The organism is Mesorhizobium sp. M0633 (assembly GCF_040320645.1).
Taxonomy (GTDB): domain Bacteria; phylum Pseudomonadota; class Alphaproteobacteria; order Rhizobiales; family Rhizobiaceae; genus Mesorhizobium.
In genome coordinates this window covers 144,885-167,203 of the sequence record NZ_JAMYQC010000009.1, presented here as the reverse complement: position 1 = coordinate 167,203, position 22,319 = coordinate 144,885, and the positions used below count along the sequence as shown (strand labels likewise).

At 62.9% G+C, this 22,319-nt stretch carries 23 protein-coding genes; 11 read left to right on the top strand and 12 right to left on the bottom strand.

All coding sequences use genetic code 11. The features are described 5' to 3' along the window. Positions 1-16 precede the first annotated feature (16 nt). From NKI47_RS12485 to NKI47_RS12460, 6 genes are read left to right on the top strand one after another with little or no spacing between them, the layout of a single operon-like run. On the top strand, positions 17-754 hold the full coding sequence (locus NKI47_RS12485; protein ID WP_352505374.1) for a GntR family transcriptional regulator: 738 nt from the start codon (positions 17-19) through the stop codon (positions 752-754). After that, positions 751-1,239, top strand: coding sequence for a DUF3830 family protein (locus NKI47_RS12480; RefSeq protein ID WP_031211593.1), 489 nt, complete (start codon positions 751-753; stop codon positions 1,237-1,239). The genes NKI47_RS12485 and NKI47_RS12480 overlap by 4 nt, the downstream gene beginning before the upstream one ends. Continuing rightward, positions 1,240-1,599, top strand: a complete 360-nt coding sequence (locus tag NKI47_RS12475) for a TIGR04076 family protein (RefSeq protein ID WP_352472221.1) — start codon at positions 1,240-1,242, stop codon at positions 1,597-1,599. Continuing rightward, positions 1,596-2,651, top strand: coding sequence for an aldo/keto reductase (locus NKI47_RS12470; protein ID WP_352590320.1), 1,056 nt, complete (start codon positions 1,596-1,598; stop codon positions 2,649-2,651). Before NKI47_RS12475 ends, NKI47_RS12470 begins: the two co-directional genes overlap by 4 nt. 8 nt (positions 2,652-2,659) lie before the next feature. Continuing rightward, positions 2,660-3,088 (top strand): DUF4440 domain-containing protein, encoded by a 429-nt coding sequence (locus NKI47_RS12465; protein WP_023676059.1) that lies wholly within the window; start codon positions 2,660-2,662, stop codon positions 3,086-3,088. Between the two features lie 48 nt (positions 3,089-3,136). Then, the gene (locus tag NKI47_RS12460; protein WP_352590317.1) at positions 3,137-4,396 is read left to right on the top strand and encodes an ABC transporter substrate-binding protein; all 1,260 of its coding nucleotides are present in this window, start codon (positions 3,137-3,139) and stop codon (positions 4,394-4,396) included. Positions 4,397-4,471: 75 nt separating this feature from the next. On the opposite strand, the gene NKI47_RS12455 is transcribed toward NKI47_RS12460, so the two are convergent. The 3 genes from NKI47_RS12455 to NKI47_RS12445 all read right to left on the bottom strand — a co-directional run bounded on the left by NKI47_RS12455 (position 4,472) and on the right by NKI47_RS12445 (position 6,618). Beyond that, positions 4,472-5,389: a sigma-70 family RNA polymerase sigma factor gene (locus NKI47_RS12455; protein WP_036238331.1), complete on the bottom strand. Its 918-nt coding sequence runs from the start codon at positions 5,387-5,389 to the stop codon at positions 4,472-4,474. Between the two features lie 10 nt (positions 5,390-5,399). After that, positions 5,400-5,939 carry a dihydrofolate reductase family protein gene (locus tag NKI47_RS12450; RefSeq protein WP_023676056.1) on the bottom strand — a complete coding sequence of 180 codons (540 nt, stop codon included), beginning with the start codon at positions 5,937-5,939 and terminating at the stop codon, positions 5,400-5,402. 139 nt (positions 5,940-6,078) lie between these two features. Then, entirely contained in the window at positions 6,079-6,618 is a 540-nt protein-coding gene (locus NKI47_RS12445) for an Lrp/AsnC family transcriptional regulator (protein WP_352455265.1), read from the bottom strand. Between the two features lie 48 nt (positions 6,619-6,666). Here NKI47_RS12445 and NKI47_RS12440 point away from each other — a divergent pair, with 48 nt between their 5' ends. Further along, complete coding sequence (locus NKI47_RS12440) at positions 6,667-7,848, top strand: MFS transporter (RefSeq protein WP_352569316.1); 1,182 nt, start codon at positions 6,667-6,669, stop codon at positions 7,846-7,848. A 55-nt stretch (positions 7,849-7,903) separates the two neighbouring features. Further along, positions 7,904-8,332, top strand: coding sequence for a GNAT family N-acetyltransferase (locus NKI47_RS12435; protein WP_352590313.1), 429 nt, complete (start codon positions 7,904-7,906; stop codon positions 8,330-8,332). On the opposite strand, the gene NKI47_RS12430 is transcribed toward NKI47_RS12435, so the two are convergent. From NKI47_RS12430 to murA, 9 genes are all read right to left on the bottom strand, one after another. Further along, positions 8,333-9,463 carry an anhydro-N-acetylmuramic acid kinase gene (locus tag NKI47_RS12430; protein WP_352590310.1) on the bottom strand — a complete coding sequence of 377 codons (1,131 nt, stop codon included), beginning with the start codon at positions 9,461-9,463 and terminating at the stop codon, positions 8,333-8,335. Positions 9,464-9,468: 5 nt separating this feature from the next. Beyond that, a complete protein-coding gene (locus NKI47_RS12425) occupies positions 9,469-10,470 on the bottom strand; it encodes a serine hydrolase domain-containing protein (protein WP_352590307.1) in 1,002 nt (333 codons plus the stop codon). 69 nt (positions 10,471-10,539) lie between these two features. Continuing rightward, positions 10,540-12,288, bottom strand: coding sequence for an ABC transporter ATP-binding protein (locus NKI47_RS12420; protein ID WP_352590304.1), 1,749 nt, complete (start codon positions 12,286-12,288; stop codon positions 10,540-10,542). Further along, positions 12,285-13,124 carry an ABC transporter permease gene (locus tag NKI47_RS12415; RefSeq protein WP_023676049.1) on the bottom strand — a complete coding sequence of 280 codons (840 nt, stop codon included), beginning with the start codon at positions 13,122-13,124 and terminating at the stop codon, positions 12,285-12,287. The genes NKI47_RS12420 and NKI47_RS12415 overlap by 4 nt, the downstream gene beginning before the upstream one ends. Continuing rightward, the gene (locus NKI47_RS12410; protein ID WP_352590301.1) at positions 13,124-14,083 is read right to left on the bottom strand and encodes an ABC transporter permease; all 960 of its coding nucleotides are present in this window, start codon (positions 14,081-14,083) and stop codon (positions 13,124-13,126) included. Before NKI47_RS12410 ends, NKI47_RS12415 begins: the two co-directional genes overlap by 1 nt. 34 nt (positions 14,084-14,117) lie before the next feature. Further along, entirely contained in the window at positions 14,118-15,638 is a 1,521-nt protein-coding gene (locus tag NKI47_RS12405) for an ABC transporter substrate-binding protein (RefSeq protein ID WP_352590299.1), read from the bottom strand. Between the two features lie 99 nt (positions 15,639-15,737). Beyond that, on the bottom strand, positions 15,738-16,661 hold the full coding sequence (murQ, locus tag NKI47_RS12400) for an N-acetylmuramic acid 6-phosphate etherase (protein WP_352455307.1): 924 nt from the start codon (positions 16,659-16,661) through the stop codon (positions 15,738-15,740). A 185-nt stretch (positions 16,662-16,846) separates the two neighbouring features. Further along, the gene (locus NKI47_RS12395; RefSeq protein WP_352590296.1) at positions 16,847-17,737 is read right to left on the bottom strand and encodes a glucosamine kinase nucleotide-binding domain-containing protein; all 891 of its coding nucleotides are present in this window, start codon (positions 17,735-17,737) and stop codon (positions 16,847-16,849) included. Continuing rightward, positions 17,734-18,990, bottom strand: coding sequence for a UDP-N-acetylglucosamine 1-carboxyvinyltransferase (gene murA, locus NKI47_RS12390; RefSeq protein WP_352590293.1), 1,257 nt, complete (start codon positions 18,988-18,990; stop codon positions 17,734-17,736). Before murA ends, NKI47_RS12395 begins: the two co-directional genes overlap by 4 nt. A gap of 186 nt (positions 18,991-19,176) precedes the next feature. Here murA and NKI47_RS12385 point away from each other — a divergent pair, with 186 nt between their 5' ends. The 3 genes from NKI47_RS12385 to NKI47_RS12375 all read left to right on the top strand — a co-directional run bounded on the left by NKI47_RS12385 (position 19,177) and on the right by NKI47_RS12375 (position 22,319). Then, positions 19,177-20,025 (top strand): MurR/RpiR family transcriptional regulator, encoded by an 849-nt coding sequence (locus NKI47_RS12385; RefSeq protein WP_352590290.1) that lies wholly within the window; start codon positions 19,177-19,179, stop codon positions 20,023-20,025. 242 nt (positions 20,026-20,267) lie between these two features. Then, a complete protein-coding gene (locus NKI47_RS12380; protein WP_023676042.1) occupies positions 20,268-21,377 on the top strand; it encodes a carbohydrate kinase in 1,110 nt (369 codons plus the stop codon). A gap of 12 nt (positions 21,378-21,389) precedes the next feature. After that, on the top strand, positions 21,390-22,319 hold the full coding sequence (locus NKI47_RS12375) for a pseudouridine-5'-phosphate glycosidase (protein WP_023676041.1): 930 nt from the start codon (positions 21,390-21,392) through the stop codon (positions 22,317-22,319).

Below are 22,319 nucleotides of genomic sequence, written 5' to 3'. Positions count from 1 at the left end.
AAGACCGGGATTGCCTATGCAGAAGGCCGCCATCGAAAAGAACAATGAGATGATCGCAGCCCAGCTTACGCCGGTCGGCCGCGAGACCGTGCAGGATCGCGTCTATTCGGAGCTGCGCCGCGCCTTGATCGGCGGCCTTTTCGAGCCGAGCCAGGTTCTGACCATCCGCGGCCTCGCCGACGCGCTGGTCACCAGCACCATGCCGGTGCGCGAGGCGCTCGGACGGCTGATCACCGAGAAGGCACTGGAGGCGCTTCCCAACCGTTCGGTGCGCGTGCCGCCGATCACGCTGGAGCGCATCGACGACCTCTTGCGCGCCCGCTCTCTGATCGAGGGCGAAGCGATCGCGCTGGCCGCCACGCGCATGAACCCGCGCCAGATTGCTTCGGTCGAGGCCATGCTCGGCGAATGGGACGAGATGCGGGCGCTGAAGCATAAGAAGGATATCGACCGCGAGGCCACGCTCAACCAGAGCTTCCACTTCGAGATCTACCGTTGCTGCGGTTCCGCCGTGCTGATCCCGATGATCGAGAGCCTGTGGTTGCAATCCGGGCCTTGCATCCGCGTTGCCATTTACGCCTTCTCCGACGCCGGCGAGGTCGATACGGCCCACTACCACCGCAGCATCGTCGCAGCGCTTTCCAGGCAGGATGCGCAAGCGGCGCGCGAGGCGCTGGTGGCCGACATCAGCCGGCCCTTCGCCTTTCTGCGCGACAAGCTCCAATCCACAAGCAAGGAAGGATTGAGGGCATGACGGTGCCTGGCATCAACATCACCGAGCCACACTCGATGCTTTCCGTGACCGCGCTGCTGTTGCCTGAAAAGGCGCCCGACAACGCTGCCTTCCTGCTGGCGTATCTCGAGCAGCCGCGCGTCGTTGCCGGCATCCATGCTATGTGGACGGGGCCGGAAATCTCCTGCCCGGTTCCATCAGCCGAACTTGAGGGCCAAACCTATGCCAGGCCCTTGCCGGCGGAGAACGCAACGCTGACGCCGCAGCCGGGCGACATCGTGTTGTCCTACGTGCCGCCGCGCATGTGGGGCGGCAACCCGAATGCCATCTTTGACGTCGGCCTGTTCTACGGAGCGGGTGCACGCCTGCTGTTCCCGATCGGCTGGCTTGCCGGAAGCGTCGTCGCGCAGGTGGTGCCTGAGGATCGCGATAAATTCGCAGCCGCTTGTGGCGTGATCCGCCGCAACGGTGCCTGCGACATCACCTTCACCCGGGTGGAGATCTGAATGGCTGAGACCGACGACAGTTTCGAACTCTTCGACCTTCGCGTCGAGGCGGTTATCCCCGAGGGCAAGCCGATCTATTGCGGCGCCAAGCCCGGCGACTACTTCGAGTTGAAGGGCGAGATGCTGTCGATGCCGGCGGGGCAAGGTTTCTCGATCTATTCCATTGCGGCAGTGTTGCCGCTTCTGGCCGCAAAGCAGCGCCCGACCCACAGGAACGACTGGATGACGTCGGACGCCGAGATCGCTTGTCCGGATCCCAATTGTGCCAGCCGGCTCCGGATCGTCAGGACCGGCAAGCGGCGGTTCAGCCATGCCGAAACGACGGCGGTGCCGCTGCCGAAGGAGAATGACCGGAGATGACCGCCAAGGCTTTCGAGCTCAGCCCCGGCTATACGATCTCGCGCGTTATTCGCGGCGGCTGGCAGCTTGCCGGCGGGCACGGCGCGATCGACCGCCAACAGGCGGTAACTGACCTGATCGCCACCTTCGACGCCGGCATCAGGACCTATGATTGCGCCGATATCTATACCGGTGTCGAAGAGCTGATCGGCGCGGCGCGCCTGCGCCTTGCCAATGAGCGTGGCCTCGACGCTGCCACCAAAATGAAGGTGCACACCAAGCTGGTGCCTGACCTGGAAAGGCTTTCCAATATCAGCCGCGACTACATCAGAGGCATCGTCGAGCAGTCGCTGCGGCGGCTGAAGACCGAGCGGCTCGATCTCGTGCAGTTCCACTGGTGGGACTATGCGCTGCCCGGCTACGTCGAAGCGATGGGCTGGCTCAACGAAATCCGCAGGGAAGGCAAGGTGCGCAACATCGGCACCACGAACTTCGACACGCCGCGGTTGGCCGAGATCCTGGCCGCCGGTGTGCCGCTGGTCAGCCAGCAATTGCAATACTCGGTGCTCGACCAGCGGCCAGCCAACAGCCTTGCAGCGCTCGCCAGCCGGCACGGCGTCAGTTTCCTCTGCTACGGTTCGGTGGCGGGCGGCTTCCTCAGCGAAAAATGGCTTGGCGCTGCCGAGCCGCAGACGCCGCTCGAAAACCGATCGCTGGTCAAATACAAGCTGATCATTGACGACTTTGGTGGCTGGGAGCTTTTCCAGGAGTTGCTTCGCACACTGAAGGCCGTCGCCGACCGCCACGGCGTCGATATCGCCACCATCGCCAGCGCCTGGGTGCTGGAGCAGCCGCAAGTGGCGGCCGTCATCGTCGGCGCCCGCAACCAGGCGCACGCCCTTGCCAATGCCAGAATCATGGACGTCGCGCTCGATGCCGACGACCGGGCGAGGATCGCTGCCGTGATCGCGCAATGCCGTGGGCCGCTGGGCGACGTCTACACATTGGAACGCGACCGTCACGGCCGCCACGGCTCGATCATGCATTACAATTTGAATGCAGGCAGGAACTGAACGCGGCCATGGACGAAAAGCCCTCCTTGCTTTCCCGCGCCAGCGCCGAGGTGGTCGATCTCCACCGCTTCTTCGTCGACTGGTTCAATGCGGCGAGTGCGGACAATGCAGATTTCAGGCGCTTCGAACGCGTCATGGGCGAAGGCTTCTGCATGGTTGTGCCGGATGGCCAGGTCCTCGATCGTGACGCGGTGCTCGACCATGTCAGGGCAAGCCGCGCCACTTGTGACGGCGATTTCACCATCTCGATCGAGGAAATCCGGGCCGGCTGGCAACAAGGCGACACGATCGTCGTCAGCTACATCGAAGCGCAGCAGCGCGCCGGCAAACATAGCCGCCGCCGCTCGAGTGCCGTTTTCACCACCAGTTCATCGGCGCCCAACGGCGTCGAATGGCGACATCTGCATGAAACCTGGCTGCAGATGCCGGAAGGCTGAACAGGCTCAAGACATCAATGAGAGTCGTGTAACGAAAGGGGAACAACAATGAAAAAGACCATACTTCAGATCACCACCGCGCTCGCACTGCTGACAGCGGCCGGCGCAGCGCAAGCCGCCGATTGCAAGATCACCGTCGGCCTCGTCATGGAACTGACAGGCCCGGCCGGCGAGTACGGCCAGGCCGGCGCCAAATCGGTCGAGATGGCCTTCCGCGACATCAACGATGCGGGCGGCGTCCGCGGCTGCGATCTCGCGACCGACACGCGCGACAGCCAGAGCCAGGGCAACATTGCGGTCGACGCCGCGACGCAGCTCGTGCAGGTCAAGAAGGTGCCGGTGATCATCGGCGGCATCATCTCCTCGGTGTCGATCCCGATCCTGACCTCGGTCACCGCTCCGGCCAAGATAGTCCAGGTGTCGCCTGCTTCCTCGTCGCCGACGCTGACGGCGCTCGGGCGCGACGGCAAGACCAACGGCATCTTCTTCCGCACCATCACATCTGATGCGCTGCAGGGCGTCGCTGCCGCCAAATATGCCATCGACAAAGGCTTCAAGAAGCTGTCGGTCATCCACGTCAACAATGACTTCGGCGTCAACATGGTGGCGGAATTTTCGCGCGCCTATAAGGCACTCGGCGGCACCATTGTCTCCGACACGCCCTACAATGAAAAGCAGTCGAGCTATGCCTCGGAAGTGACGGCGGCGATGGCTGGCGAGCCCGACGGGCTTTATCTCGTCAGCACGCCTGTCGACGGCGCAACCATCGCCCGCACCTGGATTTCGCAGGGCGGTGTCCAGAAATTCCTGCTCAATGACGGCATGAACAGCCCGGACTTCATCGAATCCGTTGGCGCGGATTACCTGAAGGATGCGTACGGCACTTCCTCCGGCACCAGTCCGACCGCATCGACCGAGTATTTCACCAAGAACTACAAGGAATTTTCGGGCATCGAACCGTCGAACCCGGCGGCCGACCGGTCGTATGATGCCGGCGCCATCGTCGGCTTGGCCATCGCCATTGCCGGCTCCGAGGATCCGGCCAAGATCAAGGACGCGATGTACAAGGCGGTCGACCCGGCCGGCACGCCGATCTATGCCGGCAAGGACGAGTTCGCCAAGGCGCTCGGCCTGATCAAGGATGGCAAGCCGATCCGCTACGAAGGCGTCATCGGCCCGGTCGCCTTCGACAAATACGGCGACATCACCGGCCCGTTCCGCCTCTGGAAGATCGTCGATGGCAAGGTGACGACCGACGGCGAAATGACGACGGATGACGTCAACGCCCTGCAGGCGAAGCTTCAGTAAGCCGCCTATGTCTTGTCCGGCGTCGATCCCATTTCAATGAGGTTGATGCCGGCCACTTGCATGTCCTGCCGCTGGTTAGGCCGGCCTGGAAACGACCACCGCACCTGCCGCCGGCATGATCCAAGGGCAGGCATAGTAATCGGCGATGCGATTTATGGTCCCGCCGGCGGCTTCGATCCGAACCGGATGGGCCGGCTTCCAACCGTTTTCGCCATGGTGGAGCACTAGCAGCACCGCCTGGCCATCGATCTCGCCAACCGCCATTTTCCAGGTCGTCGAGGCTCTTTCATATTCAACGAAGTAAGGTGATTCCGACAGCCTGCCCTTGAAGCAATCCGCGACACGCAATTGTGCGTCGGCGCTGGTCAACGCCCGTACCCCATCCCAATCGCGGCGGTTGAACAGTTCGACATAGCGGCTGAGCAATTCCAGGAATTCCGGATCGCGTTGGGGCTCCGAACGGACGATTGGGTCGCCTGACAAGGCGGCCAATTTCGAACGGCCACGGCTCAACGCAGCCTTGACGCCGCCCACGGTCGAGCCGACGAGGTCGGCGATCTCTTCCAGCGAATAGTCGAAGACGTCCTTGAGCAGGACGCAGGCGCGTTCTTTGGGCGGCAGGTGGATCACCAGCCGTTCGATCGCGCGATCCGCGCCCTGGCCCGCCGGCTCGACCGGCAGGATGATCTCGTCTTCGGCGAAATTGGCCTCCGCATGCTGACGCACCTGCCGGCTTCGCAGAAAATCGATGCAGCGATTATGTGCAATGCGAAAAAGCCAGGGGCGAAGAGCACTCGCATCGTCCAGCTTCTCGATCTTCCGATAGGCCTCGAACAGCGCCTCTTGCATCACGTCTTCGGCGTCGAGCGTTGAACCGGTCATGCGTGCACAGTAGCGGTGCAGCCGTCCACGCAAATGCGCGACTGTCTCCAGAAAACCGGCGTAGCGGACGTCGAAAAGCCCGGTCGGGTCAAGTCTTGGCTGCATCTTCATGGCATACGGATCATAGCGGGACATAGGTCAACGTAATGACGCCGTTCTTGAAACGGTGGGTATCTATAAGCTCCAGTCTGACCAGGGACGGGTCGACATCCTGGAAAGCGCGTTTGCCATGTCCGACGCGGGTCGGCACGATCGAGAGCTGATACTCGTCGACAAGCCTGTTGGCGAGCAGCGTCTGGTCGAGATTGCTCACTCCGTACTTCAAAATGTTGCCGCCGGCCTGCTGCTTGATCCTGGCAATTTCGGCAGCGATGTCGCCTTCGATCAGCGACGCGTTCCAGCTCACTTCCTTGAGGCTGCGCGACGCGACGAGCTTCTTCAGCCCGTTCATGCGATCCATGTACTTGCTGCCTTTGACCTGCGGCCAACGCGCCGAAAACATTTCGTAGGTGACGCGGCCGAGCAGGAAAAAATCCGCCTCGCCGGCCTTTTCATAGGAGTGTTCCTTCATCTCCTCGTCGAAGAACGGTGACGCCCATTCCATTGGTGCTTCGATGACGCCGTCCAGCGAAATGAAGCTGCCCACGATCAATTTTCTCATCGCGTGTCTCCGGTTGCGCAACAGGCATCCCGTCGGATCCAAGAACCGGCGCAAACGAACCGGCCGGACGGATGACCACAGGATGCAGTGCCTAAGACGTTTCCGGTTCGACTTTGGATACGCGTGAGAATCGTTTGAGCTAATAAAGCGGCTTGGCCATATGCCGGGGGGTCGGCCATTCCGTCGTTATCCCCGGCTGCACCGGCCGCTCGAGATAGGTCGACAGGACCACATAGCTTCGCGTCGAGGTGACGCCAGGCGTTTCGTAGAGGCGCGACAGCAGGCCCTCGAGCGCCCGCGTGTCCTCGGTGCGGACCTTGATCAGCATGCATGTGTCGCCGGCCACCGAATGGATCTCCTCGACTTCGGGGTGTTCGGAGATTGCCATCAGCTCCGGCGTCTTTCCCCACCCCTTTGTGTCGATATGGACAAAGGCAAGCAGCGGCTTGTGCACCGCCTTGGGATCGATGATGACCGCGGTGTTGCGGATGGCGCCGCTGCGCCGGAGGCGCTTGACGCGTTCATGGGCTGCCGGTGGTGAAAGGCCGACGCGGTCGCCGAGCTCGGCATAGCTGATCGTGGCGTCGTCGACCAGAACGCCTAATATTTTTCGATCGGTTGCATCGATATCGCGGGCGGCGGGCCTGTTCTGCGGAATGCCATCTGTTTCTTCATTCATATTAAAATTCCCGATTGATGCAGAATTTAATACGGCCATTATTGCCATATGTCGAACACTGATCAAGTCGCCACATTCGCAGCGGCCCCCAAGCCGCCAATCCCGGCACTCGCTTACGTGCTGACGGGGTGCATTGCCGTGATCGGCTCGAACTCGCTGGTGCTCGGTCCGATCGCGCCGGCGGTGGCCGCGTCCTTCGGCACAAGCGTGCCGGCGGTCATGATCGCGTCGGCCGCGTTCGGGCTCGGGACGTCGGCAAGCGCCTTGTTCCTGGCGCGCTATATCGATCGGCTTGGCGCCCGCCGCATGCTGCAAGGGGCGTTGCTGCTGCTGGCGATAGCGCTCGTCGCCAGCGCCGCTGCGCCGACCGTGACGGCGCTGGTCGCGGCCCAGCTTCTCGCCGGCATCGCTGCAGGTGTCGCCATGCCGGCAATCTATGCCAGCTCCGCCGCGATTGCACCGCCCGGCCGCGAAAGCGGCACCATAGGCGTCGTGCTGACCGGCTGGACGCTGAGCATGGTCGCCGGCGTTTCGCTGTCGGCCGTACTTGCCGATCTGGTACATTGGCGCGCCGTTTTCGCGGCGGTCGCGGTGCTCGCAGCACTCGCATTGGCCAGCCTGTCTCTGACGTCGCTCAGCGATGTCAGGAAGAGCGGTCCGGCGCCGACGCCGCTGGGCGCCTTGAGCGTTCCGGGCATCGTGCCGCTTCTGGTTGCCTGCGCCGCCTTCATGACCGCGTTCTACGGCATCTACGGCTATCTTGGCGATCACCTTCACAACGGCTTGGGACGGCCGGTCAGTGCCAATGGGCTTGCCGCGCTCGCCTATGGCGCCGGCTTCGGCGCGGCGGCACTTCTTGACGGCGTTATCGACCGCTTAGGCGCGCGGCGTGTCATGCCATTTGCCTATCTGCTTGTCGCGGTCGTCTATGTAGTGATTGCCGCGGCAAGCAGTAGTTTTCATCTGACCATAGCGGTGATAGCCCTCTGGGGCCTTGCCAATCATTTCGGGCTGAACGTCCTGGTGATGCGCCTGTCGGCGCTCGACCCTGCGCGTCGCGGCACGATCATGGGTTTGAACAGCGCGGTGACCTATCTTGCGGTGTTCGTAGGCACCACGGCGTTCGGACCGCTCTATTCCACGTTCGGTTTTGCAGCATCGGCGGTGATTGCAGCTTTGCTCATGCTAATCGCTGCTGCGGCAGCGGCGTGGCGTTCGCCGAAGCTATAGCTATAGCGCAGCAAGGCTTGCTTCTCGGTCCCGTCCTTCGATAGATGCTTGGTGGATGGACAATACAACGCTTGAGACAACCGCCGATCCCTTGCCGCACGAGCTGGCTTTTCTCGGAGAGCGGCTTGCGGCGTTCAACGACAGTGATGTCGGCGCCTCCGGCAGGAAGGCATTGGCCGTGTTCGTGCGCGATGAGCATGGCGCTATTGTCGCCGGCATCTCGGGATATACAGCCTGGGGCTGGCTCTATGTGCAATGGCTCTGGGTCGATGAAAAACTGCGCGGTCACCGCATGGCCGGCAGGATGCTCGAGGCGGCCGAGAGGGAGGCGATCGCGCGCGACTGTCACGGCGCCTGGATCGACACGTTCAATCCCAAGGCCGCCAAGGCCTATGAGCGCCAGGGCTATCAGCCCTTCGGCGTGCTCGCCGATTTCCCCATTGGCCGCAGCCGTATCTTCCTGCAGAAGAAATTGTTGGCTTAGTTAGCCGGCAAGGCGTCCGCCGCGCATCGGCTGGGGCACGCCGGTCGTACTGGGGAAGCTGATCGGCAAGCCTCTGAGCACGCGCACTGCCAGGAACGCAAAACACTCCGCCTCCACCGCATCGCCCTTCCAGCCAAGCGCCTCGGCCGGAACCGCTTCGACGCCAGCGCGGCTGGCAAGCATGGCCATGATCGTTGGGTTGTGTCGACCGCCACCGCTGACCACCAGCCGCTTCGGCCGGCGCGGCAGAAGATCGAGCGCCTTGCCGACGGCGGCCGCGGTGAAGGCCGTCAGCAGGGCTGCGCCATCCTCGGCGTTCATTCCGTCCGCCATCGAGGCGCCGAAATCGAAACGGTCCAGCGATTTCGGATAGGGTTTGGTCAAATATGGATGCTGCAGGAGCTTGGCCAGCCGTGCCTCGTCGACCGTGCCGGCGCGGGCAAGGGCGCCGTCGCGGTCCATTTCGCCGAGCCCCTTCGATTTGATGAAATCGTTCAGCGGTGCGTTGGCGGGCCCGGTGTCGAAGGCAACAACATTGTCCGTGCCGTCCCACCAGGTGATGTTGGCGACGCCGCCGAGATTGAGCACCGCCGTGTCGCCGGTGGCGTCGGCTTCGCGCAGCAGCGCGGCGTGATAGGCGGCCGACAGCGGCGCGCCCTGGCCGCCGGCGCGCATGTCGGCCGAGCGGAAGTCATAGGCGACCCTGGTGCCAAGGATGGCATGCATCAGCTCGCCGTCGCCAAGCTGGCGGGTCTGGCCCAGTCGGCCCACTTGCGGGGCACGGTGCAGCACGGTCTGGCCGTGGAAGCCGACGACCCCTATATCGGCCATCGTCAGCCCGTGGCTTTCGACCAGATCCTTGACCGCCGCGGACTGGGCGCGCGTCAGCGCTTCCTCTGCCTCGTGGAAGATTGCCGGTTCCGGCCCTGTGAAATTCCAGCTCCTTGCCTGCCGCAGCGTCTCTTCCAGCAAGGTCCGGATCGACTGCGGGTAGGGGGCCAGCGTGTAGATGCCGAAGTCGTCAATCCGTTCGCCGTCGGTCTTGATCAGCGCGACATCGATATTGCCGTCCAGCACGGTGCCGGTCATCAGGCCGACGGCCCACATGGGTTCGCCATTTTTCGGATTCATGGTTGTCAGGCTCCGTTGACGAGATCGCCGACCGCTTGGCGAAGCGCTGCGATCCCGCTGTTGAAATGACGTGTCGGATGGATCCGGTTGGTGAGCAAGGTCCAGGCTCTGCCTTTGTCGAAGTCGACCCACAGCCCGACACCGGTAAAGCCGGTATGCCCGATGGTTTCGGGGCTGCATAACCGGCCGCCGGACCAGCCTTCGTAGGGTCGCTCCCAGCCATGGGTGCGGGTTGCCGACAAGGGCGTGCGCATTAGCGCGATCGAACGCTGCGACGCGCCGGTCCCGTCCAGCAGCCCTTGCGCAAAGTCGAGGACCGAAGCCGCCGTTCCGAACAGGCCGGCGTGACCGGCACCTTGCAAGGCCGAGCAATTGTCGTCGTGGACTTCGCCGCAGAGCACGCGATGGCGCCATGTGCAGTCTTCGGTCGCCGCCGCTTGATCCGGTTCGGCGGAGAACGCGAAGCCCGGACCGGGATCTATGTCGCGAATGGTCTTGCCAGACAGGCGCTCCAGGACGAAGCCGAGCAGGATGAAGTTGATATCGGAATAGACCGGCTCGCCAGCCTGCCATTCGCGCTGCAGGATGAAGGCGCGCAGCAGCTCGGGGTCACGCCCATAGGTGTAGATTGGCGCGACGGCGGGAAATGGTGTCTGATGGCCGAGACACTGGCGAAACGTTACGTTCCGTTCCCAGGCTTTTTCGTCATATTGGCGAAGGTCGGGCAGGGCGGAAATCAGCGGCGCGTCGAGGTCGATGACGCCTTCTTCCGCCAGTGCCAGGATACGCGACGTGGTGAAGATGACTTTGGTCAGGGATGCCAGGTCGAACCATGTCCCGACATGCATCGGCCGTATCTTGGGCACGACTTGGGCTGAGCCGATTGCCCGGACGATGCGTTCGCCGTCCCCGTCAACTATGCCGAGCACGCCGCCCGGAATGCGCGATGCGGCCACGGCCGCTTCGAGCGGGGCGAATGCGCGGGAGAAGAGATCATGGTCGATCAACTACGCCTCCGTTTGGAAGGCAGCGATGGGGCTGTCCCTCCGGCCTTTCATATCCTTGGGCGACAATCATCACACTTCCACCTGTGCTCTATGATCCGGCCCGAATTGCTGCCAATTGGCCGGGCCCGGCTCAAACCCCAGCGGACGCACGAGCGAGGGGACCTGGCGCGTGTCCAGCTCGAAACGTTTATGCCGTCGGTCTATAGTAGGAACGGCCGCGATAAGCTGTTTGCTATAGGAGTGCTTCGGCTCCGAGAGCACCGATCTGGCATCGCCGATCTCGACAATCTGGCCGGCATAGATGACCGCGATGCGATGGGCGATCCGCTCGACGACAGCCATGTCATGCGAGATGAACAGATAGGCCAGCCCGAATTCACGCTGCAGCTCGATCAAAAGCTTCAACACCCTGGCCTGCACCGACACATCGAGCGCCGAAACCGCTTCGTCGAGGACGATAACCGAAGGATTGAGCATCAGCGCGCGAGCGATGCACAGGCGTTGCCGCTGGCCGCCGGAGAATTCGTGCGGATAGCGCTGCAGGCTGTTTTCCGGAAGGCCGACGCGTTTCAGCAGCGCGGCCATTTTCGCCCGTGTTTCAGCAGTTATCCGTCCGCCGGTAGCGATCACCGGCTCTGCGAGGAGGTTTTCGACGGTGAGTCTGGGATTGAGCGAGCCATAGGGATTCTGGAACACCATCTGCACGGGAAGGGCGCTCTGCCCGGCGGCGGCCTTGCGCGCGCCGGCCGAGATTGTGCCGCGCGTCGAGCGCACCAGCCCCAGAATCGCGCGGGCGGTGGTGGACTTTCCGGAACCGCTCTCGCCGACGACCGCCAATGTCTCGCCCGGCATTAGCTCGAAATCCACACCGTCCACGGCATGGACGGCACCGCTGGTACGGCTGAGAAAGCCACCCTTGACTGGAAATCGCACTACGAGGCCATCGACCTTCAGCGCCGGCTCGGCAGCTTTTTGTTTTTCGCGTTGCGCGTCCCTGCGTGTCGCGCTGCCGCCGGCGAAATGCGGCACCGCATGTAGCAGATGCCGCGTATAGGGATGCTGCGGATCGTCCAATATCTGGTTCAATGCGCCCTGCTCGACAGCTTCTCCGCCTTGCATCACCATCACCTTGTCGGCGATGCCTGCAACCAGACCGATGTCGTGGGTGATGAAGATCATCGACATCCCGGTTTCCTGCTTCAACTCGGCGAGCAGCGCCATGATCTGCGCCTGCACCGTAACATCCAGCGCCGTCGTTGGCTCGTCGGCAATGAGCAGGCGCGGGTTGCACGCAATCGCCATGGCGATCATCACCCGCTGCAGCATGCCGCCCGACAGCTGGTTGGGCGTGTATTTCAGCCGCCGTGCAGCGTCGGGAATACGGACGCGGTCGAGCGCGTCCTTGGCCGCCGCCGTTGCTTGTCGTCCGGTCAGGCCGCGATGCAGGCGAAATGATTCCTCGATCTGCCAGCCAATGGTCAGCACCGGATTGAGCGAGCTCATCGGCTCCTGGAAGATCATGCCGATTTCGCCGCCGCGGATCTTCGTCAATTGCGGCTCGGCTGCGGCGGTCAGGTCGAAGGTGCTGCCGTCGGCCCGCCTCAGCTTGATCGACCCGCCGGTGATGCGGCCGCCGCCATAATCGACAAGGCGATTGATCGACAGCGCCGTAACCGATTTGCCCGAGCCGCTTTCGCCGACGATGGCCAGCGTTTCGCCGTCGGCGAGATCGAAGCTGACGCCGCGCACGACCTCATTGGCTTGCGGGTTGCGACCGAAGCCGACGCGCAATCCGCTGACGGACAGCAGCGGGATCATGCGATCGATCTCCGCATCTTCGGGTCGAGGACATCGCGCAACGCATCGCCGAGCAGGTTGAAACCGAGGATGCCGATCATGATCGCCACGCCCGGGAAGATCATCAGCCAGGGAGCTGTCTCCATCAGATTGCGGCTGTCGCTCAGCATCAGGCCGAGCGACGCGGCGGGCGGCTGCGTGCCGAGCCCGAGGAAGCTTAAGCCGGCTTCGGTCAGCAGTGCCCAGGCCAGCGCCAGCGTCACCTGAACCGTCAGTGGCGCCACCAGATTGAGCAGCAGATGCCGCGTTACGATATAGCCCGCACTGCTGCCGAACGTGCGGGCCGCGTCGACGAACTCGCGCGCCTTGAGCGACAGAGCCGGACCTCGCACGACGCGCGTGAAGATCGGTGTGTAGACGATGGCGATGGCAATGACGCTGGTCGAGGTTCCCGGTCCCGCAACCGCGACGATCAGCAGCGCCAGCAGGATCGCCGGGAACGCCAGCACAACGTCCATGATGCGCATCACTAGGCCGTCCCAGCGGCGCCCGAACCAGGCTGCCGCCAGCCCGAGCACGGTGCCGGCCAGTGTCGCGACGGCGACCGAAAAGAAGGCCACGATGAAGGACTGGCCGATCCCGGTCATCAGCCGGCTTGCGACATCGCGGCCGAATAGGTCCGTGCCCATCCAGTAGGTGCTATCAGGCGCATGCAGCCGTTCGACCCGGTGCTGCGTCAGCGGATTGTGCGGCGTCAGCCCCAGCATGCCAAGCACGGCAAGCAGCAGATAAAGCGCAACGATCGCACCGCCGATGCGGCCGCTGGGATGCGCAAATATAGCCCGCAATGTCGCCATCAGTGCTCGCTTAGCCGGATACGCGGGTCGAGCGCGACATAGGCAAGGTCGACGAGGAGATTGACGATCATGAAGTTGAAGGCAATGAACAGCACGCTTCCCTGCACCAGCGCGTAGTCGCGTTGCAGGATGGCATCCAGCACCATGCGGCCGAGACCGGGCAGCGCATAAATCTGCTCGACGATGACAGCTCCGCCCAGGAGGTAGCCGAACTCTATGCCGCTCAGCGTCACGACCGGGATGAGCGCGTTGGGCAAGGCATGCCGCCAGATGACGCCGCGCGCCGAAACGCCCTTGCTGCGCGCCGTCCTGACATAGTCGTCGCTGAGCACGTCGAGCATCGCCGAACGCGATATGCGGGTCACCGAAGCCGCGAAGGCAAATCCAAGCGTGACCGCAGGCAGCAACAGCTGGCCGAGATTGCGCAGCGGATCCTGCCACAGCGGCGAAAACTCGCCCATCGCCGGCAAAACGCCAAACCCCGCCGACAGCGTGTAGATGATCAGCAGGGCAAGGACGAAGTTCGGCGTCGACTGCCCGATCATTGCGACAACGCGCACGCCGAGGTCGGACAGCTTTTCGTTATGGGTGGCGGCAAAGATCCCCGCCGGCATGCCGACAACCAGGGCGATGACCATCGACAGCAGGGCGAGTTCCAACGTTAGCGGGAAACGCTCGAGGATGACGTCGAGCACCGGCCTGCCATAGGTGGACGAAATGCCGAGATTACCTTGGAAAAGACCAAGCAGCCAGCGCCAGTACTGGATGAACCAGGGCTGGTCGATGCCGAAATAAGCTGCAAGCGCATCGCGCTGCTGCGGCGTCAGCAGGCCGGCTTCGGTCCCCAGCATTGCCGTGATCGAATCGCCCGGAATCATCCGGATCGCCAGGAACACCACGATGGACACGCCAAGCAGGACGAGAGGGAAGGTCGCCAGTCGCCGCATCAGATAGTTCACTCGAAGAATATCCTCTCGTCCGGCATCAAAGCAGCTACTGGATCGTCACCTTGGCGAGGCTGAACAGCGAGCCTGTCGGCACCGGTTCGAATCCTGCGATATTCTTCTGCTGTGCCGTGTAGCTGTAGGACGTGTAGAGCCAGATCCAGGGCGACATCTCAGTGATGTGCTTCTCGAAGTCGGCGAAGATCGCTTTGCGCGCTGCCGGGTCGGTCTCGGTGCGGCCCTTCTGCATAAGACTGTCCAGCGTGTCGTCGATATAGTTCGCCACCTTCTGCAGATTGCCCGTCTTGGTCCAGTAGCGGTTGTACATAGTGTAGGGATCGGCCCTGCCGCCGTTCAGCGCGACGGCCATGTCGAAATCGCCCTTCAGCCAGGCGTCGACATAGACGTTGAGCTCCATCATCTTGATGTCGAGCTTGACGCCGATTTCTGCGAGTTGCGACTGGATGACCTGGGCTTCCGCCGCTGCCGTCGGCGGCTCGCCGGTGGCGCCGATCACGGTCGCCGAAAAGCCGTCGGCATAGCCGGCTTGGGCCATCAACTGCTTGGCCTTCTCAATGTCGCGCTTATAGCAGAACAACTGCTTCGGATCGGTCGCCAGTGCCGGGATGGTCAGCGGGCCGGTGATCTTGCCTTCGCCGAGCGAGGCGGTGTCCAGCACTTCCTGCCGGTCGATGGCGCAGGAAATCGCCTGACGCACCTTGAGTTCGGTCATCGGCTTGCGGGAGGGATTGAGCTGCAGCACGTGATAGGCAAGCACCGGCACGCGGTTCAACTGCAGGCTGGCTTCCTTGGGCACCAGCGTGGCGACAAGCGGATCGTTGAGCAGGGCAAAATCGATCTGCTTGGTGCGCATCGCCGCCAGAATCGCCGTCTCGTCCGGCAGCACGCTGATATCGATGCCGTCGACGCCGGTCGCGCCGCCTGCCCAGTCCTTGTTGGCGACAAGCACTTCCTTGGAATTCGGATCCCATTTTTCGAGCTTGAACGGACCCGAGCCGATCGTTGTCGTGCCGATCGAGCCGGCCGCGATTTCGCTTGCCGGGACGATCGCCGCGTTGACGTCGCTCATCGCCGTCAGGATCGGCACGTCCGGCTGGGAGAGGTGGAACACGACGGTGGCGGGATCGGGCGTGTCGATGCTGGCGATCGAGAGAAAGTTCGCGCGCGCCGCAGCACCCGTCTTCTCGTCGAGTATGCGCTCGAACGATGCCTTGACGTCGGCCGAGGTCACGGCGGCGCCGTTCTGGAATTTTGCTTTCGGATTGAGCCTGAAGCTCAGCTCCTTGCCGTCCGGCGAGAACTGCCATGAATCGGCAATCGCGGGCGTGATTTGCAGGTTTGCGTCGAGCCGCACCAGCGGTTCGTAGATCAGCTCCAGCAGCCGCAGTGAGGAGAATGCGGTCTGCTTGTGCGGATCAAGCCCGGTGGCGTCCTGCGACCACGCCATATGCAGCGTCGCCGCACTCGCCTGCACCGGTAGCGCGGCGATGGCAACCATTGCCGCGAGCGTCATGCCGGTAAGCAGTTTCTTGCCAATGTGCCGTACCATTGTCGTCTCCCATTATTGTTAAACCAGATGCCTTGCAGTTCCCCGGACCGCTTCAAAGGGACACACGCCCCGGAACATCGGCCCAGTATCCATGCGGTCTTACACCGTCTTTTCGCCTATCGCCTTGCGCAGGAAACCTCCCGCGTTGGCAAGCGCCTTACGTGCTTCTTCGACACCCATGCCGGTGATCGTCACCAGGATTGCCAGTTTTACATCATTGCCGGTCTGGTCGAGTGCCTGTCGTGCCTGCTGTGCCGCGCAGCCGGTCGTCTGCATCACGATCCTGACCGCCCTTGCTACAAGCTTCTTGTTGCTTGGATTGAGGTCAACCATCAGGTTCTGATAGCTCTTGCCGATGCGGATCATGCTGGCGGTGGACAGCATATTGAGCACCAGCTTTTGCGCGGTTCCCGATTTCAGCCGGGTCGAGCCGGTGAGGACCTCCGGGCCAACCACCGGAGAGATGCCAATATCGGCAATGCCGGCAATGGTCGATCGAGGATTGCAGGACAACGCCACGGTGGTGGCTCCCACTTCCTTGGCATAAGTCAGGCCACCGATCACATAAGGTGTGCGTCCGCTGACAGCGATGCCGACCACCACGTCGCCAGCGGTCAGCTTGATGTCCTGCAGCGCCTTTATTCCCTGTTTCGGATCGTCCTCGGCGCCTTCCGCAGAGTGCACCAGCGCGTCGACGCCGCCGGCGATCAGGCCCACCACCATGTCCTCGGGTACGCCGAAGGTCGGCGGACATTCCGACGCGTCGAGGACGCCGAGCCGGCCGCTGGTGCCAGCCCCCATATAGACAAGGCGTGCACCGTTCTGGAACGCGCTCACGATCCGGTCCACGGCCGCAGCAATATCGGGGATGACCTTCTCGACGGCTGCCGCAACGCCTTTGTCCTCGTCATTGATCTTGCGCAGCACCTCGAGGGTCGGCAACAGATCGATGTCCATGGTTTTCGGGTTCCGGTCCTCGGAAACCAGCCGCTCCAGCTCCGACATCAACCCTTGTTCGACCACTTCGCTTACTTTCAAGTGCGACTGCGAGCAGGACTGTGATGCCCGCGGCAAGCGGCGTCCAGTGCCTGCACCTGGCCGTCGGCTCCGTACCGGCTGCGCCGGTTCTGTTTCGTTAACTTTTTAGAATTCGATATTCCCTTTGTCAACGGAAAGTAGGAATATTATATTCCTTGCCGAGCAAGGCATCACTGGCGGCAGAGGGATTTTCTGGTCAGGATTATGGCTCCCGAAACCGCATCGCCGTCGGCCGGCTTCAGCCGTCGGCGGACGTCGGGAGCGAGCCATGGCTCAAGCGGGCTGGACAACCCTCCGAGCAACGTAACCCGCGGCGCGCCTTTTTCGAACAGCACCCGCACGAAGGTGTCGATCTGCTCGGCAGCGCCTTGCACGATCCGCCGACCGGCCGGATCGCCCTGGTCGGCATGGCGGATCACCATCGGCGCCATGGCGGCATAGTCCGTCGCGCTGGCGCGGTCCATCCAGGCCACCGCCTCGAACGGATCGTCCTTGAAGCGCTGCATCACCTCGGCCAGCAGCGCCGTCCGCTCATGCCGGCCGTCATGGGCTCGCAAGGCAAGCTGCACTGCCTTCAGTCCGAGATCGGCGCCGCTGCCCTCGTCGGAAATCGGAAAACCGTAGCCGCCGACGCGCAGGTCGCGCCCTTCGACAAAGCCGAGCCCGATCGAACCGGTCCCGGCTATGACGATGGCGCCGTCTTGACCCGAATGCGCGCCAAGGCAAGCCGCGACGCCGTCGCTGACGAAGTCGATGCTCGCAAAGGGTTGTTCGATGTCATGAAACGCCTCGAGCGCACCCTTACGGCCGATGCCGGCAACACCGATACCCGCGCGGATCCTGGCGATTTCCGCCGCCGCGAAACCTGCCTCTTCGATCGCCGCGCCAAAGGCTTTGGCAATCGAGGCCCAGGCCACCTCTATACCGAGTCGCGTTGTCGCCGGGCCCGACAGGCCTTGCCCGAGCACGGTTCCTGCCTCGTCTTCGATACGCGCGCGGCAGCCGGTTCCGCCGCCATCGACGCCCAGGAAATAATGCGGAGACGCCCCACCGGCACTCATTGCCTTATTCGTTCGATCTGGGCGCCGCACAGCCGGAGCTTGCGGTCCAACTGCTCGTACCCGCGGTCGAGATGATAGACGCGATTGATCGTCGTCTCGCCCTCCGACACCAGCGCTGCTAGCACCAGCGAGACGGAGGCGCGCAGGTCGGTCGCCATCACTTGCGCGCCCTTCAGCTTCTCGCCTCCGCGCACCAGCGCCATGGTGCCTTGCAGCTTGATATTGGCGCCGAGCCGCATCAGTTCAGGCACATGCATGAAGCGGTTCTCGAAGATCGTCTCGCGCAACAGCGAAGCGCCCTCGGCACAGCACATCAACGCCATGAACTGCGCCTGGAGATCGGTCGGAAAGCCCGGATAGGGCTCCGTCGTCACGTCGACCGCCTTGAGCGGCCCGTCTCTCGATATGATCAGCCCGCGGTCGCCCGGCCATATTTTCACACCGGCTGCTTCGAGCAGCTGGACGATGGATGCCATGTGCTCGAGCCGCGCGTGGGTCAGCTCGAGCTGACCGCCGGTGATGGCCGCTGCGACGGCATAGGTGCCGGCCTCTATCCGGTCCGGGATGATGTCGTGCGTGGCGGCGCGCCAGTCTGTGCTGCCCCCGATCAGGATGCGGTGCGTGCCGGCGCCCTCGATCCGCGCGCCCATGTCGTTCAGGCAGGCGGCAAGATCGGCCACCTCCGGCTCGCGGGCCGCGTTGAGGATCTCGGTCTCGCCGTTTGCCGTCGTCGCCGCCATCATCGCCGTTTCGGTCGCGCCGACCGACGGCGAGCTCAAAACGATGCGCGCGCCTTTCAGTCCGCCCGGCGCAGACGCGACGATCAGTCCGTTTTCGATCGCGATATCGGCGCCAAGTGCGGCAAGTGCGGCGACATGCATGTCGACCGGCCGTGCGCCGATCGCGCAGCCGCCAGGCAGCGAGACCCGGGCATGGCCGAAGCGGGCAAGCAGTGGACCGAGAACCAGCACCGTCGCGCGCATGCGCCTGACGGTATCGTAGCTTGTCTCCCTGGAAGCGGCAGCACTGGTATCGATTGTGGCGGCATTCGCCGATCTGGTGACTTCGGCCCCATGAAGGCCGACGACGCCAAGCATGTTGTCGACATCCGTCACCTCAGGCAGGTTGGTCAGCTGCAGCGGATAGGGGCTGAGCAACGCCGCCGCTATTTGCGGCAAGGCCGCGTTCTTGGCGCCGGAGATCGTCACCGCGCCCTCAAGCCTGTGCCCGCCGACGATCCGCAATTTGTCCATGGCTCTGACCTAATCCCGAGCTGTCGGCGAGTCTACGATCTTTCATGTCCGAATCGTCGACATGCCCGAAGGCTGGGCCGCAACCGCACCAGTCGAGATTTGATGGTTCATTCTTGGCTGGCAATCAGAGACGGAATAATTTATTCCTTGGCTTGGCATTGTCGATGACAGGCAATGGAGGAACGCATGTCCGTCCTGAAGAAGATCGAGGCCAAGCTCGAAGTCATGGCGCCCGGCGACCGCGAGATCGGTCGGTATATCGTCGATAATCCCGACCAGATGCTCCGCCTGTCGACGGCGGCGCTTGCCGCCGAGATCGGCCGCAGCCAGTCGAGCGTCGTCAAGTTCAGCCAGAAGCTCGGCTATTCCAGCTATCAGGAGCTTAAGCTCGCCGTCAGTGAGGCCAAGTCGCAGGAATGGCACGTGCCGGCCGGCATGATCCACGGTTCGATCGAGGTCGACGACAGCTATCTGGTCATCTTGCGCAAGCTGATCGGCAGCAAGCTTTTGTCGATGCAACAGACCGTCGCAGCCAACACCGAGCAGGAAATCGGCAAGGCTCTCGAAGCGTTGAACGGTGCGCGCCGTATTCATTTGGCCGGCGTCGGCGCATCCTCGCTGGTGGCGCGCGATTTTTCCTACAAGCTGATGAAGCTCGGCCGCAACGTGCTGCACGACAGCGACAGCCATGTGCAAATGGCCAATGTCTCGACGCTTGGACGAGGTGACGTGCTGTTCGCGCTCTCCTATTCCGGGGCGAGCATCGAAACCCTGCGGATGGCTGAACTTGCCCGCAAACGTGGCACCACCGTTATCGCCGTCACCGGACTTCGCGACAATCCGCTGAGCCGGGTTGCCGACATTCGCCTCCACACGATCGCCGATGAAGAGCGCGCGCGCTCGTCATCGATAACTGCGCGTGATGCACAACTGACGCTGACCGACCTGCTGTTCATCCTGCTCGTGCAGAAGCAGCCTGACGCCAACGAATACGTCCACAACAGCGAATTGGCCGTCTCGGTGCTGAAGGCTTAGCGCTCTTCGCCGTCTCGCGTTAAGGCCTCAGTTCCTCCCTGGCGCTGCACGCCGACAAGAGCAACTTTCGTCCTCCTTGGTGAAATAGCTTTCTTCAATGTGCTCACCCGCTTTCTTCGTCCGGCTGGCAGAGAGTCGCGGGAGCGCCGATTGGTCAAATGCCGCCGGTCGAAACAAATGTTGACAATGTCATCTGTTGTTGCGAAAGCGTTCAGCCTCGAATTTGACGGCCGGGTGAGACAATGGACGACCTTGGAGCACAGGAACAAGCGGTTCTCGACCTCATTGCGGCGAACCCATTCGCCGGCCAGCAGGACATAGCAACGGTGCTCGGCATCGCCCGCTCGACGGTCGCGGCTCACATCGTGCAACTCGTCAACAAGGGATACATTCTCGGCCGTGGTTACGTCTTGCCGACGTCCAAGCGCATGGTCTGCGTCGGCGGCGCGGTGCTCGACCGCAAATACCACGCCAAGAAGGATCTGATTTTCGAGACGTCGAACCCGGTCGACGGCTATCGCAGCTTCGGCGGGGTTGCCCGCAACGTCGCCGAAAACCTTGCCCGCCTCGGCGTCGACATAAGCTTCGTCTCGATCGTCGGCGACGATGAAACCGGCCGCTCAATGGTGCGGCATCTGCGCGACCTCGGCGCCGATGTCAGCCAGGTCATCACCACCGCGGAACGGCCGACGGCGGAATACGCGGCCATCCTCGACCGCAACAACGACCTCGTGCTCGGCATTGCCGACATGGAGATCTTCGATCTGTTTTCGTCGTCCTATCTCGACCGCTTCTGGCCGCATCTGGCTTCGGCGACATGGGTGTTCATCGACTGCAATCTGCCGGCTGCGACCCTCGCAGCACTGATCTCGCGCAAGCAGGCCGCGCGCTTCAAGCTCGCCGTCGACGCGGTCTCGTCGCCGAAATCAGCGCGCCTGCCGAAGGACCTGACCGGCATCGATCTTCTATTCACCAATCATGACGAGGCCAATATGATGCTCGGCATGACGGATGCCGACAAGCGGCTGACGCCGGAGGAAGCAGCGGCAGCGCTGCGCGCGGCCGGCGCCGGAGAGGTGATCGTGACCGTAGGCGCGCATGGATTTGCCGTTGCGACCGAGAGCGGTGTGACGAACATGCACTCCGTCCCGGCCCAGCCCGTCGACATCACCGGCGCCGGTGACGCGATGATCGCCGGCACTCTGTACAAGGTGCTTTCGGGTGAGCCGGTCGCTCATGCCGTGCGCACCGGCGCACTGCTTGCCACACTGACCACCGAGAGCGAATCCAGCGTCCATCCCGATCTGTCGCCGCGCTTCCTTGCCGCCGGCATGTACCGCATTCCTGCCTGAAAGCGAGATGATATGAAACCTTTCCTTGTCCACCTGAACGATGAAGTCGCTGCTGCGCTTGATGAAGGCCGCGCGGTGGTGGCATTGGAATCGACGATTATCACCCACGGCATGCCATATCCGGCCAATCTGGAAACTGCCCGTGGTGTCGAGACCGTAGTGCGTGAAAACGGCGCCGTGCCCGCCACGATCGCAGTGGTCGCCGGCAAGATCAAGGTTGGCCTCGACGACCGTGAACTGGAAGAGCTGGCAGCGGCAAAGGGCGTGGTCAAGGCTTCCGGGCGCGATCTCGCCGCCATCATGGTGCGCGGCGGCTCGGCCGGAACCACCGTCTCGGCGACGATGCGGATCGCCGCTTTAGCCGGGATCGGCATTTTTGCGACCGGCGGTGTCGGCGGCGTGCATCGCGGCGCCGAAGCCACTTTCGATATCTCCGCCGACCTGACCGAACTCGGCCAAACCGGCACGACCGTCGTCTGCGCCGGAGTTAAATCGATCCTCGATATTGCGAAGACGCTGGAATATCTGGAAACTCAGCGCGTGCCGGTGATCGCCTATGGGAGCGATGATTTTCCGGCTTTCTACACCCGCTCCAGCGGGCTCAAGGCCGATCATCGCCTCGACACGCCCGACGAGATCGCGCGAGCCATGCTGCTGCATGACGAGATGGAATCCGGCACCGGCATTCTCGTCGCCAACCCTATCCCCGAAGCGGACGCGCTCGATCCGGCGTTCATCGACGGCACGATCGCAGCGGCCGTGGCTGAGGCCGAGAAGCGCGGCATCGGGCGCAAGGAACTAACGCCATTTCTGCTCGCACGCATCAATGAGCTTTCGCAAGGCCGCAGCCTGAAGGCCAACATCGCGCTGGTCCGCAACAACGCCGCGCTTGCTGCCCGCATTGCGGTTGCGCATGCGGAATTGAAGAGCGCGACCAGATAG